Source organism: Nostoc sp. (genome assembly GCF_036917675.1).
GTDB lineage: Bacteria > Cyanobacteriota > Cyanobacteriia > Cyanobacteriales > Nostocaceae > Nostoc.
In genome coordinates this window covers 280189-301085 of sequence record NZ_JBALCT010000053.1, presented here as the reverse complement: position 1 = coordinate 301085, position 20897 = coordinate 280189, and the positions used below count along the sequence as shown (strand labels likewise).

The following is a 20897-nucleotide window of genomic DNA, read 5'->3' as shown; positions in this document are numbered from 1 at the left end:
CAACTGCACTATCCGGGAACACTAAATTTGGAAGTCTTAAACATGAGCGCAGTATGGTTAGCACTAAAGTCAGCATTCCCGGATATCAACTTAACGAAGAACTGTACAATGGTTCGAGAACCCTAGTTTATCGGGGGTATCGAGAAACTGACTCGTTACCTATAGTAATTAAACTCCTGAAAAATCCTTATCCCAGTTTTAGCGAACTCTTGTCGTTTCGCAATCAGTACACCATTGCCAAAAATCTCAACTCACCTCTAATTATCCAAACCTACAGCCTAGAACTTTACCAAAATGGTTATGCGTTGGTGATGGAAGACTTTGGGGGAATTTCTCTTAAAAAATGGGAAATAGGGTCAAGCCTACGAAATCTCACAGAGTTTTTACAGATAGCGATCGCACTGTGCAATACCTTAGATATACTCTATTATCAACGCATTATTCATAAAGACATCAAACCCGCGAATATTTTAATTAATCCCGAAACCAAACAAGTAAAATTAATTGACTTTAGTATTGCATCTCTACTACCACGGGAAACGCAAACACTGATAAATCCCAATGTGTTAGAAGGTACACTCGCTTATATTTCTCCAGAACAAACAGGAAGAATGAATCGAGGGATTGACTACCGGACTGATTTTTATTCTTTAGGTGTAACTTTCTATGAATTACTTACAGGAGAGTTACCTTTTGAGTCAAATGATCCGATGGAATTGCTACATTGTCATATTGCAAAACTTCCACCAAATCTGAATAAATCTCACCCCAACCCTCTCTTTACTAAGGAGAGGGTTTTAAAGGCAGGTGAGGTTTGTTTGACTATTCCCCAAGTTATCTGTGACATCGTAATGAAATTGATGGCGAAAAATGCTGAAGAACGCTATCAAAGTGCATTAGGAATTAAATTTGATTTAGAAAAATGTTTAACTCAAATCCAAGAAAATAGTAAGATTGAGAACTTTGAAATTGCCCAACAAGATGTGTGCGATCGCTTCATTATCAGAGAAAAACTCTATGGACGAGAAACTGAAGTTCAAACCTTACTTGATGCCTTTGAGCGGGTAAGTCTTGGTAACACCGAACTCATGCTAGTGGCGGGTTTTTCAGGAATCGGGAAAACTGCCGTCGTCAACGAAGTTCATAAACCCATTGTGCGCCAACGTGGTTACTTTATCAAAGGCAAATACGACCAATTTGGGCGCAACATCCCCTTTAGCGCTTTTGTCCAAGCCTTCCGAGACTTAATGGGGCAATTGCTCTGTGAATCCGATAGTCAACTGCAAGCCTGGAAAACCAGAATTTTATCAGCCGTTGGTGATAGTGGACAAATCTTAATCGATGTCATTCCAGAGATAGAGCGGATCATTGGCGCTCAACCCCCAGCCACAGAACTATCAGGGAGTGCTAGCCAAAATCGATTTAATCTGCTTATCCAGAAATTTGTGCAAGTTTTTACAAGCGTTGAAAATCCCTTAGTGATATTTTTGGATGACTTGCAGTGGGCAGATTCCGCCTCACTAAAATTACTGCAATTATTGATGGAAGATACGGGACATTTATTAGTCTTGGGTGCGTATCGGGATAATGAAGTTTCTTCGATGCATCCATTTATCTTAACAGTAGATGAAATAGTAAAAACTGGGGCGACGGTGAATACAATCAGCTTGCAAGCGTTAAGTTTAGTGGATCTGAATCAGTTGTTGGCAGATACACTGGATTGCCAATTATCCCAGGCTCAACCGTTGACGGAATTGGTGTACCAAAAAACCAAAGGCAACCCATTTTTTGCCACGCAATTTATCAAAGCACTGCATGAAGATGGACAGATTACTTTTGACTGGGAAACACACCATTGGCAATGTGATATTGCTGAAGTTAGAGCTTTGGCAATTACTGATGATGTGGTCGAGTTTATGGCACTGCAATTACAGAAATTGCCGATTCCAACTCAGGATGTGTTGAAGTTAGCGGCTTGTATTGGGGCGCAGTTTGATTTGAATACCCTGGCGATCGTTTCCGAAAAATCGCTAGAAGATGCGGCGACAGAGTTGTGGAAGGCATTGCAAGAAGGGCTGATTATTCCGACTACGGAAATGTACAAGTTCTTTACGCAATTGGATACGGCATCACTTTATCATGCAGTAGCCAATCCCACTTATCGGTTTTTACACGATCGCGTTCAGCAAGCGGCGTATTCCCTGATTCCAGAAGATAAAAAGCAAATTACCCACCTCCAGATTGGACGTTTGCTGCAACAAGCAACAAGTGGGAGTGAACAAGATAAGCAGATTTTTGCGATCGTCAATCACCTCAACAAGGGGATATCTCTGATTGAGGATCAGACGGAGCAACAGGAACTCGTGCAGTTAAACTTGATGGCTGGACAGAAAGCTAAAAGTGCAACGGCTTATGGAGCGGCTTTAAACTATTTCAACACGGGCATTTCTTTATTGAGGAGCAATTGCTGGCAGAGCCACTACACTCTCGCCCTCGTTCTGTATGAAGATGCAGCTAATTGTGCTTTCTTGGGCGCTAACTTTGAACAAATGGAGCAGTTCGCTGAAGTTGTACTCACTCATGCCCGCTCTTGGCTTGATCGGGTTAATGTTTACGACACGAAGATTCGGGCTTGCATGGCTCAAAACCAACTCTTAGAAGCGTTGCAGTTGGCGCGGGAAGTACTGGAAACTCTGGGGGTGCATTTGACAGAACAGCCTACCCCGGCAGACATTGGGCAGGCACTCCAGCACACCCAAATCCAACTCAGCAACAGATCGATGGAATCTTTGCTGTATTTACCGGAAATGACTGCGCCGGACAAAAAAGCCGCAATGATGATTCTGTCCACCATCATGTCGCCTGCTTATCAAGCTGCCCCAAACCTGATGCCCCTGATCGTCTTTGCCCAGTTCGATCTATCGGTGCAGTACGGAAATGCTCCAGACTCAATTCATGGCTACAGTCTCTATGGGTTAATGTTGATTGCCATATTAGGTGATATTGAAGCGGGCTATTGCTTTGGGCAGCTGGGGATAAACCTTCTGCAACACCTTCACTCACCCAAGCTTGTTGCCACAGCCCTTTTTGACTTTAACTGCTTCTTCAAACACTGGAAAGAACCTGCAAAAACCTCCCTGGCAGGACTACTGCAAGCTTATGCCAGTGGATTAGAAGTTGGTAATCTCAATCTTGCAGCACTCAGCCTGCTGGTGTATGACCATAATACTTATTTTACTGGTCACGAACTGTCTTCGCTGAAGCTAGTGATGGAAGAACATCGCAAGGTAATGCAGCAACTGCGCCAGCATACCTATCTCCACATGCAAAGTCTTTACCATCAGGTAGTCGTGAATCTGTTGGGGGCGTCAACAGAGCCAGCTCGATTGGTTGGCGAATACTGCGATGAGCGTGAAATAATTCAGCTTTACCAGAAAACGGGTGAAGTAACGGCACTGCACCAAGTTTATTTCAATAAGCTGATACTTTGCTACCTGTTCCAAGACTATGAACAAGCGTTGGAAAATGCCAATAAAGCAGCCCAGTATTTGCGTGGAATGGCAGGACTGATGAGTGTTCCGCTTTTTTACTTCTATGATGCGCTAGTACAATTAGCGCTTTATCCAGATGCCAGCGAAACAGACCAATCAAGCATTCTAGAACGGGTTGCTACCAACCTGGAAAAACTCAGTGGGTGGGCAGCTTATGCACCGAGTAATCAGGCTCACCGCTGCGCCTTGATCATGGCAGAACGGTGTCGGATCTTGGGGGCTAGAGCCGAAGCAATAGAAAACTACGATCGCGCGATCGCTGGAGCCAAAACAAACGAGTATATTCAAGAAGAAGCGATCGCTAACGAACTAGCAGGGAAGTTCTACCTCCAATGGGGCAAAGAACGCATCGCCAAAGATTATTTGATTCAAGCCTACTATGCTTATTCCCGGTGGGGAGCAAAAGCCAAAGTTACCGATCTAGAACAACGCTATCCCCAATTACTTCAACTCATCCTGCAACAGCAACGACTTAACCTCAACCCTCAAGAAACTCTTGACTTTCATGAGACTTTCTCATCTACTCGCACGAATCCCACTCTCGGCACCAATATTTCCGACGTTTTAGATTTTACCTCTGCCCTGAAAGCGGCTCAAGCTATTTCCAGTTCTCTGGAATTAAATACACTCATCACCAGTCTCACCCGGATTATTTTAGAAAACTCTGGCGCGATAAAAGCTGTACTGCTGCTTCCCGATGAAGATACTTGGCAAGTACGAGCAATTACTTTTATTGCTCATAATCAAATACAAACCATTCTGGAAAAACAACCACTCGACAATTGTCAAGATATTCCCGTAAAAATTATTAATTACGTCAAAAATACTCAACAAACAGTTGTGATAGACAATTGTAAAACAGATATTCCTGGGGTAATTGGGAAATATATGTTGTCACATCAACCCCAAAGTGTATTCTGTACCCCGATTATTAATCAAGGGCATTTGGTGGGGATTCTGTACCTAGAAAATCAAATGATTCAAGGGGTATTTACTAGCGATCGCCTCAGCGTGATTAACTTACTGTCTTCCCAAGTAGCAATATCTCTAGAGAATGCTCAACTTTATCAACAAGCTGGGCAAGCACTACAAGACTTACAACAAGCACAGCTGCAAATCGTCCAAAGTGAGAAAATGTCTGCATTGGGTAACTTAGTTACAGGGGTAGCCCATGAAATGAATAATCCTTTGGGATTTATTTATGCCAGCCTTCAACAAGCTAAACCCAGCCTTGTGGATATTGTTAAACACTTAAAACTCTATCAAGAAAGTTTCCCTAATCCAGGTGATGAGATTATCAACCATGCCGAAAAAATTGACTTGGATTATAGCTTAGAAGACTTACCCAAGATTATTGATTCAATGGTGATGGCGTGCGATCGCCTCAAAAATATCAGCACTAGTTTACGTACTTTCTCCCGCGCAGATCAAGATTACAAAGTGCCGTTTAATATTCACGAAGGCATTGACAGTACAATTTTAATTTTGAAACATCGGCTCAAGGCTAATCAACAACGTCCTGGGATTGAAGTTGTCACAAATTACGGTAATCTACCTGAAATTGAATGCTTTCCTGGCCAATTAAATCAGGTATTTATGAATCTTATAGCTAATGCTATTGATGCCTTAGATGAATCTAATCATGGACACTCTTTTCAGCAAATTAAAGCCAATCCTAACTGCATTACAATTACAACCTCAGTCGAAAATGATTTAGTTAAAATTGCTATTGCTGATAATGGTAAAGGGATGAATGAATCAGTGAAACAAAAGATTTTTGACCACTTATTTACTACAAAAGCTGTAAATAAAGGGACGGGATTAGGACTCGCGATCACTCGTCAAATCGTTGAAAAAACCCACAGTGGCAACCTGATCTGCACCTCTGTACTGGGACAAGGAACAGAGTTTGTCATTACATTAAGTAGGTAGGCGTAATATAAAATCAAACCTCACCCTCATTCCCTCTCCGTGAGTTCGGAGAGGGAAGCCGAAGGCAGGGTGAGGTTTTATATTTAATTTGATCCATGACTTTTCAGCACAAAAACATCATGATGGGTTTAAAGGGTAGCGATCGCCGAGCTAAAAATTATGCTTTTTACCCCAGATTTGGGCAATATTTTAAGTATCATTGCTTATTGACAAATAAACCGTAACTTTAATTTGTCAGGAATAGGTCTTATCAAACTATAAATTTCTCTTTGAACCAACGCTTACGCGCTGGCATCAAACCACTCAAATATTTTGCCATGCTGTTAACGGCATTGTGGATCAGCATTGCAGTTCCGGAATGTAGCCTGTTTACAGCCAATGTCCCAACGGTTTCATCCCCTCAGCCAACACAAATAACTTCCCAGGCTACAACCGCGCCAGCCTTGGGCTAACCCCATAAAAAATTAATATATCTGGGAATAATAAATCTGTAAATCGTCAAGATTTGACAGTTAAAAGCCAGAGGGAAAGAATTATAAAATGTCTAATTGGCAAAAGTTTTGCTCTGTGTGGCAGCGAATTCGATATTATCTGATTTTCCTAGCTGCCCTGTGGTTGAGTTTAGGGGTTCCAGGTTGCAGTTTCTCCCCACCCAATTCTCAAACAGCTTCATCTCCTAGTCCCACCCACATCAATCCGACTGCACAACGCTTTGACGGTGTAACGATTAATGTCATTACCCATGATGAAGCCATTTATACAGGCGCTCATAGACGGATTGCAGGGTTTGAAGCCTTGACTGGAGCCAAGGTCAATCTAACGGGTGTTCCCTTTAAAAATCTCTACAACATACTGGAGAAAAACTGGTCTGGCAGTGTTTCAAAATACGATATGGCAATAATCTTACCTCAATGGCTGATCGACTTTATCAATGCTGGCTATCTGGAAGATTTAACGGCGCGAGTCAAGTCTGATACAGCCTTGCAGTGGGAAGATATTGCACCGATCTTTCGGAATGTCAGTGCGACTTATAAAGGACACATCTATAGTATTCCGTTGGATGGCGATTTTCACATGGTTTATTACCGCAGCGATCTGTTAAAGGAAGCTGGTTTAACGCCTCCAGAAACTTGGGAGCAGTATCTGGCGATCGCTAAACGGTTTCACGGCAAAGACCTAAATGGCGACGGTGAACCAGACTATGGCTCTTGTATTTCCAAGCGTGCTCATGAGAATAGCACCAGTATGTTGATATCTATTGCCACTCCTTTTTTGCAATCTCTGGGAACAGCACAAGGAGCATTTTTTGACTCAGACACCATGAAGCCTCTGGTGAACAATCCAGCTTTTGCCAAAGCACTGGATATTTATAAACAAACTATGGATTATGGAGTTCCCCAGGATCAGAATTTGGGTGGTTCTAAAGCTAGAGAATTATTCATCACTGGCAGGTGCGCTTTGACTATTGATTGGGGCGATATTGGGCCTCTATCCATTGATCAATCTGTGTCTAAAGTGATGGATAAAGTGGGTGCTGTCATCACTCCAGGTACAACTCAAGTCCTCGATCATAAAACCAGTCAACTGGTAGCTTGCGATAAGTTTACCTGTCCTTATGCCATTGATGGAGCCAATCACGCCCCCTACGCTGCCAATGTCGGTTGGACTGGTGTGATTCATGCCAAGGCAGTACCAAGGGTGCAGGATGCCGCATATGCGTTTCTCTCCTACATGAGTCAACCGGCTCAGTCCAATGTGGATGTTACCATCGGCACAACGGGCTTCAATCCCTACCGAATTTCTCAATTTGAAAACTCAGATCCCTGGATTAAAGCAGGGCTGTCGTCCGAAGCTGCCAACAACTATCTCGCAGCCATTGGGGTCAGCCTGAACAGCCCCAACATAGTTTTGAATTTGAGCATTCCCCATAATCAGCAATATCAATTTGAAGTCCTCGATGCCGCAGTATCTGATTTCTTAGTGAACAAACTCACCACAGAGAAAACAATGCAGCACATTGAACAGGGATGGGAGCAAATTACCAACGCAGTCGGGCGTGAGTCTCAACGCGCCGCTTACCGCGCCAGCCTTGGGCTATAAGGGTTAATTAACAGTACGCGAAAAGCTAACCATAGTCCCTGAAATACCTCACCCTGGTTTTACGTAGTAAAACCTGTCCCTCTCCTTAGTAAGGAGAGGGATTAAAGATAGGACATCGGATAACTTGTGTATACACGGTAGCAATTTATCGGGGGTTGGGGATCTGCAACGACTAATTGTGCTAACCGAGAAGTATTGCAAGCAGGGAGACAAGGAGAAATAACAAATGCCCAATCCCTAATCCAATTGTTCATTTGACAGATCAAGTGGGCATCTTATAAATAATCGGGTATGACTGATAATACACTTGGTCATCTCAGTAGTTTGGGACTTAAAAGGAGCCAGACCAATGGGAAATTGGAACCTCAGCACAAAAATTATTGCTTCCTATTCAGTACTAATTGCGGTGATGGCTGGGGCACTAGCTTCGGGAATGTACTGGCAGTTGTACTCTGGTCAACGGCAAGGAATTCGTAATCGTCTTTTGGCGATTGTGAGTCTGGCAGTTCCCCAAATCGATAGCGATTATCACGGATTAATTGTTAAACCTAGCGATCGCACCTCAGCTTTTTATAAAATTACTCAGGCGAAACTGATAGCCATCCAAGCAACTAGTAAAGATATTCTACGTATTTATACGGTACGCCAGCAACCAAATAAAAAGTTTCTTTATGTCTTAAACTACAACCCTTCCGATCAAGGCAAAACTGTATTGATTGGAACGGATTATCAAGAATCATTAAATGGTTTAAATACAGCCGTTGCCAGGAATGCACCGTTTGTTGAGCAGAAATTTCACCAAAGTGCAAACGGCCAAACCGTTCTCTACGGCTATGCCCCAATTACCGATCTTCTCGGTCGGGTGAATGGATTTTTGGTGGTTGAACTAGACGCAAGTTATTTAGTGCGTCGGGAAATTTCGGTTGCTTTGTTGGCTCTGGTGACTTTTTTCGCCGTGTTATTACTAACTGTGATTGTAGTGCGTTGGCTGTCGCGATCGCTTGTCGTGCTACCAGTCTTACAACTTAATAGCGCCGCCAAACAATTGGCAACGGGGAACTGGAATGCGACTTTACCCAGCCAGCGCACTGATGAACTTGGAGAACTTGCCACATCCTTTAATACCATGGCCAGCCAGTTGCAAACCTCCTTTGCTACCTTAGAACAAAAGGTAGAAGCACGGACGCTAGAACTAGCAGAGGCAAAACAGAAAGCTGATTCTGCAAACCTGGCCAAAAGTGAGTTTCTCGCTAACATGAGCCATGAACTGCGAACACCCCTGAATGGCATCCTGGGCTATGCCCAAATTCTCCAAAATGGTGAACCACTAACAGAAAAAGCTAAAAAAGGTATAGATATCATCTATCAGTGCGGAAATCATTTACTCAATCTGATTAATGATATTCTTGACCTCGCCAAAATCGAAGCCCGCAAGTTGGAATTGTATCCTGAGGATGCCTATTTCCCGGCACTTCTCGAAGGCATTGCTGAGATGATGCGCGTGCGTGCTAACCAAAAAGGAATTCCCTTCGCCTATCAACCTGATTCTGATTTACCTGTAGGAATTAAAGTTGATGAAAAACGCCTGCGCCAAGTGTTGATTAACTTATTGGGTAATGCCATTAAGTTTACTGACCAAGGTGGGGTGACGTTTCGTGTTAAATCTCACAAACTGGAAACTGGAACCTATCAAATTCGTTTTGAGGTCGAAGATACAGGAGTGGGGATATCGCCAACCGGAGTCACGAAAATCTTCCAACCCTTTGAACAAGTGGGTGATGTCAAGAAACAAGCAGAAGGTACTGGACTAGGACTAGCAATCAGTCAGCAAATCGTTTCACTGATGGGTAGCACCCTAAATGTGGAAAGCCAGCTTGGACAAGGTAGCACCTTCTGGTTTGAGGCCGAACTTGCCGAAGCCAAAGATTGGGCAACAACTCTGCGAACAACCAAGCAAGGAAAAATCCTGGGATTTGAAGGCAACAAGCGCCAAGTGCTGGTAGTCGATGACCGTTGGGAGAATCGGTCAGTTTTGGTTAGTTTGCTGGAACCTTTGGGTTTTGCTGTGATTGCCGTCAGCAATGGTCGAGAAGGATTGGTAAAGGCGCAGGAGATTCTTCCCGATCTAATTATTACAGACTTGATGATGCCAGAAATGGATGGCTACCAGATGCTGCGACAGTTGCGACAGATTCCTGAATTGAAGAATGTTCCGGCGATCGCTTCTTCAGCTAGTGTATTTGAAACTAACCAGAATGAGAGTATCACAGCCGGAGCCGATGCGTTTTTACCCAAGCCTGTAGAAGCCCAAGCGTTGCTGAAGTTGTTGGAGAAATACCTAAATTTGGAATGGATTTATGAAGAAAATTCTCTGGCTGTAGAGCCAATGACAGTTAACTCATGGGAAATGTCTTCATCCACCCCAAAAGAGATCATTCCCCCAACCGATGAGGTTTTGTCGCAATTACACACATTAGCATTGCAGGGACGTTTGATGGCGATCGAGCAACAGCTAAAAACTTTGGAAAAAGCTGATGAGCAGTACCAGGCATTTGTTAAAGAAATTCGGGAATATGCAGATAATTTCCAGCTTGAAAATATCCGAACATTTATTCAAAAGTATCTCCCTAGTGCTAAAAGTTAATCCATTTTTGCCATGATAAAAACCTCTGGAAATTCGATTATATTTGACAATCACGTTCCCAACTTGTTGGATAATGGCATTGTTCTGATCGTGGATGATGTGCCAAATAACTTAAAGGTGCTTTCAGACACCTTAGCCGATGCTGGTTTTGAAGTGGCGATCGCTACGAGTGGTGAAAGCGCCCTACAACAACTAGAACATACTTCAGTATCTTTGATTTTACTGGATGTGATGATGCCGGGCATGAATGGCTTTGAAACCTGTCAGCGGATCAAAGCCAATCCCAGAACCCAAAATATTCCGATTATCTTCATCACCGCCTTATCTGAATCGGTGAACAAAGTCACAGGCTTTGAACTCGGAGGTGTTGACTACATCACCAAACCTTTTCAACAAAGTGAAGTTTTAGCGCGGGTGCGAACTCATCTCCAGATATATCAATTGAGCCAATCCCTGGAAGCTAGAAATTTAGAACTGCAACAAGTCAATGAACAATTAGAGCAACGAGTCGGGGAACGAACCCAAGAACTATGTACATCAGTTGAAGCCTTGAAGCAAACCCAGCAATTATTGCGCCTGGTATTTGATACCGTCCCGCAGTGGGTAGCGTGGAAAAATCTCAATTCAGTTTATCTGGGTTGTAATGAGGGTTTCGCCAAGATAATAGGCTTAAATTCGCCCGATGAGATTGTGGGTAAAACCGATTATGATTTATCGATAACCGAGGAAGAAGCAGATTTGTATCGTAGTTGGGATAGGCGTGTGATGGAGTCTGGTAAAGCAGAACTTCACATCATTGAACAATCCCTGCTAGCAGATGGTCAGCAAATTTGGTTGGATACTAACAAAATGCCTCTACGCGATGTCAATGGAAATCTATTCGGGATTTTATTAGTAACAGAAGATATTACAAAACGTCAGCAAGCACAAGAAGAACTCAAACAACAAAAACAAAATCTAGAACAAGCACTCGTAGAACTTCAGCGTGCCCAAATGCAACTGGTGCAGAGTGAAAAGATGTCAGCGTTGGGCAACCTCGTTGCAGGTGTGGCACATGAAATCAATAACCCTATTGGCTTCCTGGGCGGTAATATTCAACCCGCTTTAGATCATATCAAAGATATGTTTGGCTTAATTGATTTATATCAACAGGAATATTCTAGTCCCAGTGGAATAATACAAGACGAAATCAAAGCAATTGACCTCGATTACATCCGCGAAGACTTACCTAAGTTAGTGGGTTCTATGAAAGAAGGCGTGAAGCGGATTCGGGATATTAGTACTTCCTTACGAACCTTCTCTCGTGCTGATAGCGATCGCCCCGTTGCTTGTAACATTCATGATGGCATCGACAGCACCATTATGATTCTTAAACATCGCCTGAAAGCTTCCGAAACTCGCCCAGAAATTCAAGTTATCAAAGAGTATGCTCAGCTACCATTAATAGAATGTTTTGCTGGACAGTTGAATCAGGTGTTTATGAATATTCTGGCAAATGCTATTGATGCTTTTGAAGAGTCAAATATTGGACGCAGTTTTGCAGAGATTAAAGACAATCCCAATTATATCACAATTATTACTCAAATTAGCGATGACAAGCAGAAATTAATTATTAATATTAAAGATAATGCTAATGGGATGAATGAAGAAGTTAAACAAAAGATTTTTGATCATTTGTATACCACTAAAGGCGTTGGTAAAGGTACAGGATTAGGATTAGCGATCGCTCGTCAAATCGTCGAAGAAACCCACGGCGGTAAATTGAATTTTAACTCTATTTTAGGTCAGGGTACAGAATTTATCATTGAAATGAAGTTATAAAAAAATCAAACAGGTAAATCAGCAGCACTTTGGATGTTTTCTAATATTAAATCAGGGCTACTACGTTTAATCAAGCCAGTTAGAACTTTACCAGGGCCAATTTCCATTACTCGCTGGATGCCATTGGCTGGTAATTGCAGAGAAATTTCTCGCCATCTTACAGAAGCAGTCATTTGTTTGTTCAGGCGCTGCTTTAAAATCTCCCCATCAATAGACGGAATTGGTTCGACATTAGACAACACTGGCACAGTCGCTGGCTGAAATTCCACAGATTCTAGAATGTCTTGGAATTGGGCAGCTGCTGGTGCTATTAAATGTGAATGAAATGCTCCAGAAACTTTTAGGGGAATAGCACGCTTGGCTTTAATTTGAGACAGCACCGCTTGCACAGCCTCAGTCGTGCCTGAAATTACCACCTGAGTCGAGCTATTGTCATTTGCTAGCACAACATCAGGCGTTTGGGCAATAACTTTTTCCAACTGTTGGCGGTCAAAGTTTATCAAAGCCGCCATCATCCCACCGACAGCACTATCCATCAGTTCTGCACGACGCTTCACCAGATATAAACCAGCCGACCACTCAAAGACACCCGCAATATAAAGGGCAGTATATTCTCCCAAACTGTGACCAGCAACTAAATCTGGCTGGTGTCCTCGTTCTCGGAGAAGGTCAGCAAGAATGCTTTCTACCACATAAAGAATTGGCTGGGTGTATAGCGTCTGTGATAACTTTTCTTCTTCGTTTTGACAGATTTCTGTTATAGACCAGCCCAAAATTTCCTCGGCTTGGGCAAATTTGTTTTTAGCGGAGGGTATATCTAATAAGTCCATTCCCATTCCCAACGTTTGGGAACCTTGTCCGGGAAACACCCATGCAGTTTTAGTCATTGGTCATTGGTCATTGGTCATTAACAAAGAACAAAATATTTACCGAATTTTAGATTTTAAATTTTGGATTTTGGATTGAATAATCCAAAATTTAACAAGGTCTGAGAGCAAGCGAATTTCAACGCGAGAACAAATCTAAAATCTAAAATTATTGATCGCGGGTGTGCATTCATGTGTGGGATCAATCTAAAATCTAAAATCCAAAATCCAAAATCCAAAATCCAAAATTGAGTCACCTTCCCCATTGAAAAATTGCCGCGCCCCAGGTAAGCCCGGCACCAAAACCGGATGCAGCAACGATGTCATTGGGTTTAATTTTACCTTGACGCACTGCTTCATCTAAAGCTAAGGGAATGGAAGCAGCAGAGGTATTGCCATACTGGGCGAGATTACTGATTATTTTATGTTCTGGGACATTCAGGCGTTGGGCAACGGCATCGATAATTCGCTGATTGGCTTGATGCAACAACAGCCAATCTATTTGGTCAACACTGAGGTTGGCTTGAAACAAGGCTTTATCAATGATTTCTGGCACTTTTTGGACAGCAAAGCGGTAGACTTCTTTGCCGTTCATCGTAATCGGTTGGTAAGTGCCTTTGGTGATATTTACACCAGTGAGCAGTTCTTGGGAAGCGCCTGCATAGGCAAGGTTGAGGTGATGGTTTTGAGTTCCATCACTTTTAAGGGCAAATCCCAATAAGCGATCGCTTTTAGAAGCCTGCAATACTACTGCCCCTGCACCATCACCAAACAATACACAAGTGCGCCGATCTTGCCAATCTACCCAGCGAGAGAGGATATCTGCCCCGATCAATAGTACGTTTTTATAGACACCTGTTCTAATGTATTGGGCTGCTGTAACCAGTCCAAACACAAAACCTGAGCAGGCTGCTGTCAAGTCAAAAGCTACTGCATTGGTGGCTCCCAATTGAGCCTGTACTTGACAAGCACTACCAAATAAATCATCAGGGGTGGAAGTCGCTAGCAGAATCAGGTCTAGGTCTTCTGGTTTAATTCCCGCAGCTGCGATCGCCTGAGTGCTAGCGGCAGTAGCGAGTCCACTCAAGGACTCAGATGGCAACGCTAATCGTCGTTGACGAATTCCAGTTCTTGTAGTTATCCACTCATCTGATGTTTCAACTAGTTCAGCCAATGTCTGGTTGTGTAGGGAAGTTGCTGGTACTGCCGAGCCACTTCCGGTAATTGCTACGCCTAAATTTTGCACTCCTAATCTCCTGAGCTATCAGCTTTTTGCCTTTTGTCCCTTGTCATTTGTCCCTTGTCCTTTGTCATTTGTCCTTGGAGTTCTGAATCTAAGGAAGCCTCAGACTTTTGACTTCTCCCTTTATTGCTCGTAACTAATGACAAATGACCAATAACTAATGACCAATAACTAATGACCAATGACCAATGACAAATGACTAACCGCTCTCGCGCTCTAGGATATATTGCGACTGAATTCGTTGTATCACCTGGTTGTCAACGGCTTCTTTTGCCATGCGAATTGCATTAAAAATGGAAGGTGCTTGTGAACTACCGTGACCGATCAAACAGACTCCTGCCACGCCTAAGAGCAAAGCGCCGCCGTGTTCGGCGTGATCCATGCGCTGCTTAACCCGCTTCAGGTTTGGTTTTAAGAGTGCTGAACCGATTTGACCGTGCAATCCTTGGGGTAATTCTTCCCGCAGAATTTGCAAAATCACTTCTCCGACTGCTTCGGCAAATTTTAACAATACATTACCGACAAAGCCATCGCAGACAATCACATCAAAGCGACCGGAAAGCACATCACGCCCTTCGGCATTGCCAATAAAATTAATTTGGGAATTTTCGCGGAGCATTTGGTGGGCGCGGACGGCGGCATCATTGCCCTTAGAGTCTTCTTCACCGATATTCAGCAAACCCACCTTTGGTTCACTTGTACCCAAGACATACTGACTGTAAGCCGATCCCATGATGCCAAACTGCTCTAAAAACTTGGGACGGCAATCTACATTCGCGCCGACATCAAGCACTAGCACTGGCTTACCAGCAATAATCGTGGGAAAAACTGTCCCGATGGCTGGGCGGTCAATTCCCGGCAATCGTCCTAAACGCAGCAAAGCTGATGCCATAGCTGCCCCAGAGTGGCCGGCAGAAAATACGGCATCTGCCTGCTGCTGCTTGACCAAATCCATGGCCACATTGATAGAAGCCTTGGGTTTGCGTCTAACTGCGTTTAAAGGCTCCTCATCCATTGCGATCGCTTCCTTTGCAGTCACGATCTCCACCTGCCCTAAACTTGTTTTTGGCGGCAAAGCAGCTTCTATTTGTTGGGGATCACCAACCAACAATATATCTACACCCAATTCTTCCCTTGCTCGCAGTGCGCCAGCAACAATTTCACCGGGTGCGTGATCCCCTCCCATTGCGTCAATTGCGATCCTTACGCGAGTCGATCCCATTGCTCACAGCTTCTAGAAACCTTACAAATTTTACCAGATGGCTTTGCCGAAAAAGCTTAACTTTCTGACTGCCAAATTAATTCTGTTACTATTGCAACAATTTTCCTGGCAAGCTCAAGATAGCACGAATTGTTCGGCATTGGGCATTGGGCAATTCAATTTTGGATTTTGGATTTTAAATTTTGGATTAAATTTCAATCTAAAATCCAAAATCTAAAATCTAAAATTCTTACTCCCCACTCTCCACTACCCAATTAACTAGCATCCGAACGCCGTAGCCGGTTGCCCCTGCGCCGTTGTAACCATTTTCTTTATCTGTCCACACAGGTCCTGCAATATCTAAGTGTGCCCAAGGGGTTTCTTTGACAAATTGCTTAAGGAAAAGGGCGGCGGTAATTGCACCACCTGGACGCGGCCCTGTATTCTTCATGTCCGCAATACCAGACTTTAGCCCTTCAAAATATTTTTCTTCCATTGGCATCCGCCAAATCTTTTCCCCTGAAGTTTGGGCAGCTTTCTCTAGCTGGGAAGCGACAGCATCATCGGGAGTATATAAACCAGCAATATCCTCACCCAAGGCAATGAGGTTGGCACCAGTTAGGGTGGCTAAATCCACGATCGCATCCAAGCCTAATTTGTCAGCATAAACTAAGGCATCTGCTAGGGTTAAACGTCCTTCAGCGTCGGTATTGTTCACTTCGATTGTTTTGCCGTTTGATGCTGTAAGAACGTCTCCAGGGTGCATAGCGCGACCGCTAATCATGTTTTCAGTCACAGCCGAAATAAAGTGAACTTCCGAATCTGGCTTAATTTGAGCAATGGCTTTTGCTGCACCCAAGATTGCAGCTGCACCGCCCATGTCAATTTTCATGGTTTCGATACCGCTACCAACACCTTTAATGTTGAGTCCGCCGGAGTCGAAGGTTACACCTTTGCCGATAATTGCTAGTTTCTTTTTGGGTGTGCCTTCTGGCTTGTAAGTCAAGTGAATGAATTTAGGTGGCAAATCGGAAGCTTGAGCTACTCCTAAAAAAGCACCCATGCCCAGCTTTTCGCAGTCTTCCCGTTCGAGAATTTGCAGTTGTAAACCGTATTCATTGGCGATCGCTTGAGCCGTTTCTGCCAAAGTAATTGGTGTGACTGCATTAGCTGGTGCGGCTACTAACTGCCGTGCCAAAATTACCCCGGAAACGATTTGATTGGCGCGGGCGATGGCGGCTTCTTGTCCACCGAAACCGAGTAAATCGACGGTTTCTATTTGTGAACCGTTCTCTTCTGGTTCTGATTTAAACCGAATATCTTGGTAAAGCGCCAATTCGACACCTTCGGCGATCGCTTGGGCACTTGCTGCTGGATCGTTGTTCCATAATGGAAAACTAAATCCCAGAATTTTGCTTTTTTGCTTGTTTCCGACTCTGGCTACAGCAGCAGCAGCACGGCGCAAAGTGTCGAGTTTTAGTGCTTCTGGTTTTCCTAAACCTACCAAAATTAATTTACGCACTGGGCTATCAGCATTTACACGGGTGAAAATTGTACTGTTGGCTTTACCTTTAAATTCTTCTTCAGCAATCAGTTCTTTTAAGACTCCAGAAAACTTTTGATCTAAAGTTGCGAGTTCTCCGGTTAGCTCTACTGCATCTTCAAATAATCCAATTGCCAAACTATCGCCTGCCCACTCTAGCAAAGGCTTATCACTAGGTTGAATTGTCATGTTGGGATTTTGTGTAAATATTCCTTCTTGTACCAGTATTGCTTAAAATTCTTGTTTCATTCTCAGTTTTGCAAATATACCAGATGAGAAACAAGATTCTTGCTCCCTCTCCTTAGTAAGGAGAGGGTTGGGGTGAGGTTTTACAAGGCTTTTTACACTCATTGAGATGCTCCCGAACAGAGGCACTAGCTATAATTTAGCAAATTAGTATAAATAGGACTCGTTAATGAGTCTTTGATACTCGTTCGATAATATAATTACAAGAGTTGGGAAAATCTACCGTGTTAACTCAAGATAAAAAACTGCTTTTAATTGGTCAGGTAACAGATTTAAGCGGAATCCCTATCAGGACAATTCGTTATTACGAGAGTTTAGGCATAATTAAATCGTCAAGACGAACAGAGGGAGGCTTTCGCCAGTTTTCATTGGATGTGCTAACTCGTCTAGCATTCATTAAAAGGGCACAAAATCTTGGTCTTAGCCTAGAAGAAATTGGAAATATTCTTCAGGTTTATGATCAAGGACAAACTCCCTGTGGTGAAATCAAAGAAAAGCTCGAAGATAAGGTTTTGCAGATTGATCAACAAATTGATCAGTTGTTAACTTTACGTTCTGAAATAAAGGGATTACTTTCAGGCTGGAAGAATATCAGCGACCACCATGAGGATAGAATTTGTCCCATAATTCAAAATGCTCCTTAATACTAAGAAAGAAAAAGCAATAAATTAAGTTTAAACAATTTATTCATTTTTTACTCAGAACTTAGGACTCAGAACTTTTATAGAGAAGAAACCACCACAACTCTAGTCCAATTAAGGCTAAACCACCGATCGCAACACCAACTTTCAAGCCCAAAGGTTGCTCAATGCGTTGAAATTGGCTGGTTTGCTCTGACGAGTGGGCTGGCATTTCTGCTAATGTTACACCTGATGTTCCAGTGAGCAGCACTAAAGCTGTAAGGCTTCCCCAAAGCATTTTTTTACTGAACATTTGCTAAATTACCCTGCAATTATGAGGTAGTTTTTGGTTGAAAGTTACGCAATCTAAGAGCATTGCTAACAACAGAAAGCGAAGAAAGAGCCATCGCAGCTCCGGCGATAATTGGATTGAGTAACCAACCAAAGATGGGGAACAGAATTCCAGCCGCAATGGGAATACCAATGACGTTGTAAATAAAGGCAAAGAAGAGATTTTGCCTGATGTTATTCATGGTGGCGTGACTAAGTTGAATAGCTGTAACAATTCCTTGCAAATCTCCAGAAATTAGGGTGATATCGCTAGCTGCGATCGCCACATCTGTTCCCGTCCCAATAGCAATACCCACATCAGCTTGGGCTAGGGCTGGTGCATCATTTATGCCATCACCTACCATCGCCACAATTTTAGATTTTAGATTTTGGATTTTGGATTTGGGAAATCTCTGTATCTCTCTTTGCAAAGATTGGATAATCGCCGCTTTCTGATCTGGACGCACTTCGGCAAAGATTCGCTGGATGCCAACTTGTAGAGCGATCGCATCCGCAGTTTTACGATTGTCTCCGGTGAGCATTACTACTTCTAAACCTAACTTCTGTAAAGCTTTCACTACTGCTGTTGATGAAGGTTTCAGGGCATCGGCAATACCCATGATTCCTTGTAGTTCGCCATCTACAGCCATCAAAATGACTGTTTTACCAGCAGCTTCCCAGGCATCTTTATACTGCTGGAGAATTATGGTGTTAATTCCAAGTTCTGTTAACCAGCGTTGTGTACCAATTTGCACAAGCTGATTTGAAACAACTGCTTGCACACCACTACCTGCGATCGCTACGAAGTGGCTTGCCGTAGGCTTGTCGTGAAAGTTCTTTGCATCTATTAAACTCACTTCTTGAGACTGAGCGTATTTTACAACCGCTTCAGCTAAGGGATGCTCAGAATTGTGTTCCACCGTTGCTGCTAACTGTAAAAGCTTGATTTCATTACCATTAGCTGTGCCGTTGACAGTCACGAAGTCTGTAACTGTAGGTTTCCCCTGAGTCAAAGTACCAGTTTTATCTAGGACGATGGTTTTAATTTTGTGTGCTAGTTCTAAGCTGTCCGCGCCTTTAATCAAAATGCCATTTTCTGCACCTTTGCCCGTCCCCACCATTACAGATGTGGGGGTAGCTAAACCCAAAGCACAAGGACAAGCGATAATCAGTACACCTACCGTTGTCGTTGTTGCTAGGGTAAGGTTGCCCGTGAAATTAAACCAAATAACGAAAGTGGCGATCGCGATCGCAATCACAGCTGGTACAAACCATCCTGTGACTTGATCTGCCAAGCGCTGAATTGGTGCTTTAGATCCTTGCGCTTGTTGCACTAGTTTGACGATTTGAGCCAAAAAGGTATCATTTCCGACTCGTGTTACCCGAAACTGAAATGCACCCGTACCGTTAATCGTCGCCCCAATCACCTCATCTCCTGGCTGCTTTTTGACGGGCAAACTTTCACCTGTCACCATCGCTTCATCTACCGTCGAAGCGCCTGTAATCACTTCGCCATCTACGGGAATCTTTTCACCAGGACGTACCAAAATTACATCGTTGATTCTGACTTCGGCGATGGGAATATCAATTTCCCTACCATCACGGATAACTCTGGCATCTCTGGCTTGCAATCCGATGAGTTTGCGGATGGCTTCAGAAGTTTGTCCTCTAGCGCGATTTTCCAACAACCGCCCCAACAAAATTAAGGTAATGACGATCGCGGCAACTTCATAATAAACATGAGGTATCAAGCCTTGAGCAATAAAAAATTTCGGGAAAACAGTCACAAACAAAGAATATAGATACGCTGCACTTGTACCCAAAGCAATCAGCATGTCCATCGTTGCCGTATGGCGCTTCAGAGTTTTCCAGCCATTCCGGTAAAAAGATCCGCCACACCAGAACACGACGGGTGTTGTCAGCACTAACTGTATCCAAGGATTTTGCAGGAAGCTGGGAATTAAGGGCAAGTTCAGCCCAGTCATCATGGGCAACGATCCCAAAAATAGGAAAATGCTGATTATACCTCCCACCACTACTTTGAGAGAGAGTTTGCGTTGTAATGCTCGCCTACTCGCTTTTTCGGCATCATCTTCTTCAGAAAGTATTTCTTCTGCGAGTGAGTCGGAAGAGTATCCCGCAGCTGCGATCGCAGCTTGAATTTTCTCTAAACTGGCTAGAGAGCGATCGTACTTGATAGTAGCTTGTTCTGCTCCAAAGTTAACGTTACAGTCAATCACCCCAGAAACAGAGCGAATTGCCTTTTCGATATTGTTGGCGCAACCAGCGCAACTCATGCCTCGAAGTTTGAGTGTGAGAGTATCCATAACTAGATGAACCCCTGTAATTGGTGTGGCAGGATTTTAAACATTAGACCTCTTGCAAAAGTCCCAAACACCCCAGCCTTAATCCCTTCTTCGCTTGCGGGGAACTCGGGGTCCCCTCTGGGGATTAGGGGCAGGGAGACAAAGCTACGCTTTGACGGGGTGGGGTTCAAATTTATTGATTTATGCAAGAAGTCTATTAAGCAACTGGATAGCCAGCAGCAGCCAACGCTTCCTTAATTGTTGTTTCTGATGCTTGAGTTTCTACACTGACAAGCTTGGTTGTTGGATCAGCCTGAATGCTAGCATTGGCATCGACTGCCTGAAGTGCTTTGGTGATGGTGCTTGCACAAACAGAACAAGCCATGTTGGGAACTGTGAGTTGGAGAGTCATAGATTTACGGGATAAAATAAATAACTTAGCCAGACCAAACTGGATGACTGAGGGACAACCGTCAACAGTCAGAAATAACTGC

The 20897-nt window shown here is 43.5% G+C and carries 13 protein-coding genes; 6 read left to right on the top strand and 7 right to left on the bottom strand.

Features of this window, described 5'->3' with window-relative positions:
- Window positions 1–53: 53 nt before the first annotated feature.
- The 5 genes from V7K31_RS21075 to V7K31_RS21055 all read left to right on the top strand — a co-directional run bounded on the left by V7K31_RS21075 (window position 54) and on the right by V7K31_RS21055 (window position 12048).
- Window positions 54–5483 carry an ATP-binding sensor histidine kinase gene (locus V7K31_RS21075; RefSeq protein WP_335096617.1) on the top strand — a complete coding sequence of 1810 codons (5430 nt, stop codon included), beginning with the start codon at window positions 54–56 and terminating at the stop codon, window positions 5481–5483.
- 269 nt (window positions 5484–5752) lie between these two features.
- Complete coding sequence (locus tag V7K31_RS21070; RefSeq protein WP_335096616.1) at window positions 5753–5935, top strand: hypothetical protein; 183 nt, start codon at window positions 5753–5755, stop codon at window positions 5933–5935.
- 88 nt (window positions 5936–6023) lie between these two features.
- Window positions 6024–7583: an ABC transporter substrate-binding protein gene (locus V7K31_RS21065; RefSeq protein WP_335096615.1), complete on the top strand. Its 1560-nt coding sequence runs from the start codon at window positions 6024–6026 to the stop codon at window positions 7581–7583.
- Between the two features lie 349 nt (window positions 7584–7932).
- Entirely contained in the window at window positions 7933–10227 is a 2295-nt protein-coding gene (locus V7K31_RS21060; RefSeq protein ID WP_335096613.1) for an ATP-binding protein, read from the top strand.
- A gap of 12 nt (window positions 10228–10239) precedes the next feature.
- A complete protein-coding gene (locus V7K31_RS21055; protein ID WP_335096611.1) occupies window positions 10240–12048 on the top strand; it encodes a hybrid sensor histidine kinase/response regulator in 1809 nt (602 codons plus the stop codon).
- A 5-nt stretch (window positions 12049–12053) separates the two neighbouring features.
- Here V7K31_RS21055 and fabD read toward each other — a convergent pair whose 3' ends face one another.
- From fabD to V7K31_RS21035, 4 genes are all read right to left on the bottom strand, one after another.
- On the bottom strand, window positions 12054–12935 hold the full coding sequence (fabD, locus tag V7K31_RS21050; protein ID WP_335096609.1) for an ACP S-malonyltransferase: 882 nt from the start codon (window positions 12933–12935) through the stop codon (window positions 12054–12056).
- A 232-nt stretch (window positions 12936–13167) separates the two neighbouring features.
- Window positions 13168–14160, bottom strand: coding sequence for a beta-ketoacyl-ACP synthase 3 (locus tag V7K31_RS21045; RefSeq protein WP_335096608.1), 993 nt, complete (start codon window positions 14158–14160; stop codon window positions 13168–13170).
- Between the two features lie 196 nt (window positions 14161–14356).
- A complete protein-coding gene (gene plsX / locus V7K31_RS21040; RefSeq protein ID WP_335096607.1) occupies window positions 14357–15379 on the bottom strand; it encodes a phosphate acyltransferase PlsX in 1023 nt (340 codons plus the stop codon).
- 229 nt (window positions 15380–15608) lie between these two features.
- Complete coding sequence (locus tag V7K31_RS21035; RefSeq protein ID WP_335096605.1) at window positions 15609–17090, bottom strand: leucyl aminopeptidase; 1482 nt, start codon at window positions 17088–17090, stop codon at window positions 15609–15611.
- 281 nt (window positions 17091–17371) lie between these two features.
- Between V7K31_RS21035 and V7K31_RS21030 the strand changes: the two genes are divergently transcribed.
- Window positions 17372–17791 carry a heavy metal-responsive transcriptional regulator gene (locus V7K31_RS21030; protein ID WP_334832324.1) on the top strand — a complete coding sequence of 140 codons (420 nt, stop codon included), beginning with the start codon at window positions 17372–17374 and terminating at the stop codon, window positions 17789–17791.
- A gap of 61 nt (window positions 17792–17852) precedes the next feature.
- Here the strand turns inward: V7K31_RS21030 and V7K31_RS21025 are convergent, their stop codons facing one another.
- The 3 genes from V7K31_RS21025 to V7K31_RS21015 form a co-directional block, all read right to left on the bottom strand.
- Window positions 17853–18080: a hypothetical protein gene (locus V7K31_RS21025; RefSeq protein ID WP_335096603.1), complete on the bottom strand. Its 228-nt coding sequence runs from the start codon at window positions 18078–18080 to the stop codon at window positions 17853–17855.
- 19 nt (window positions 18081–18099) lie between these two features.
- Window positions 18100–20424 carry a heavy metal translocating P-type ATPase gene (locus V7K31_RS21020; RefSeq protein ID WP_335096601.1) on the bottom strand — a complete coding sequence of 775 codons (2325 nt, stop codon included), beginning with the start codon at window positions 20422–20424 and terminating at the stop codon, window positions 18100–18102.
- A 196-nt stretch (window positions 20425–20620) separates the two neighbouring features.
- Window positions 20621–20815, bottom strand: a complete 195-nt coding sequence (locus tag V7K31_RS21015) for a heavy-metal-associated domain-containing protein (protein ID WP_334832436.1) — start codon at window positions 20813–20815, stop codon at window positions 20621–20623.
- Window positions 20816–20897 lie beyond the last annotated feature (82 nt).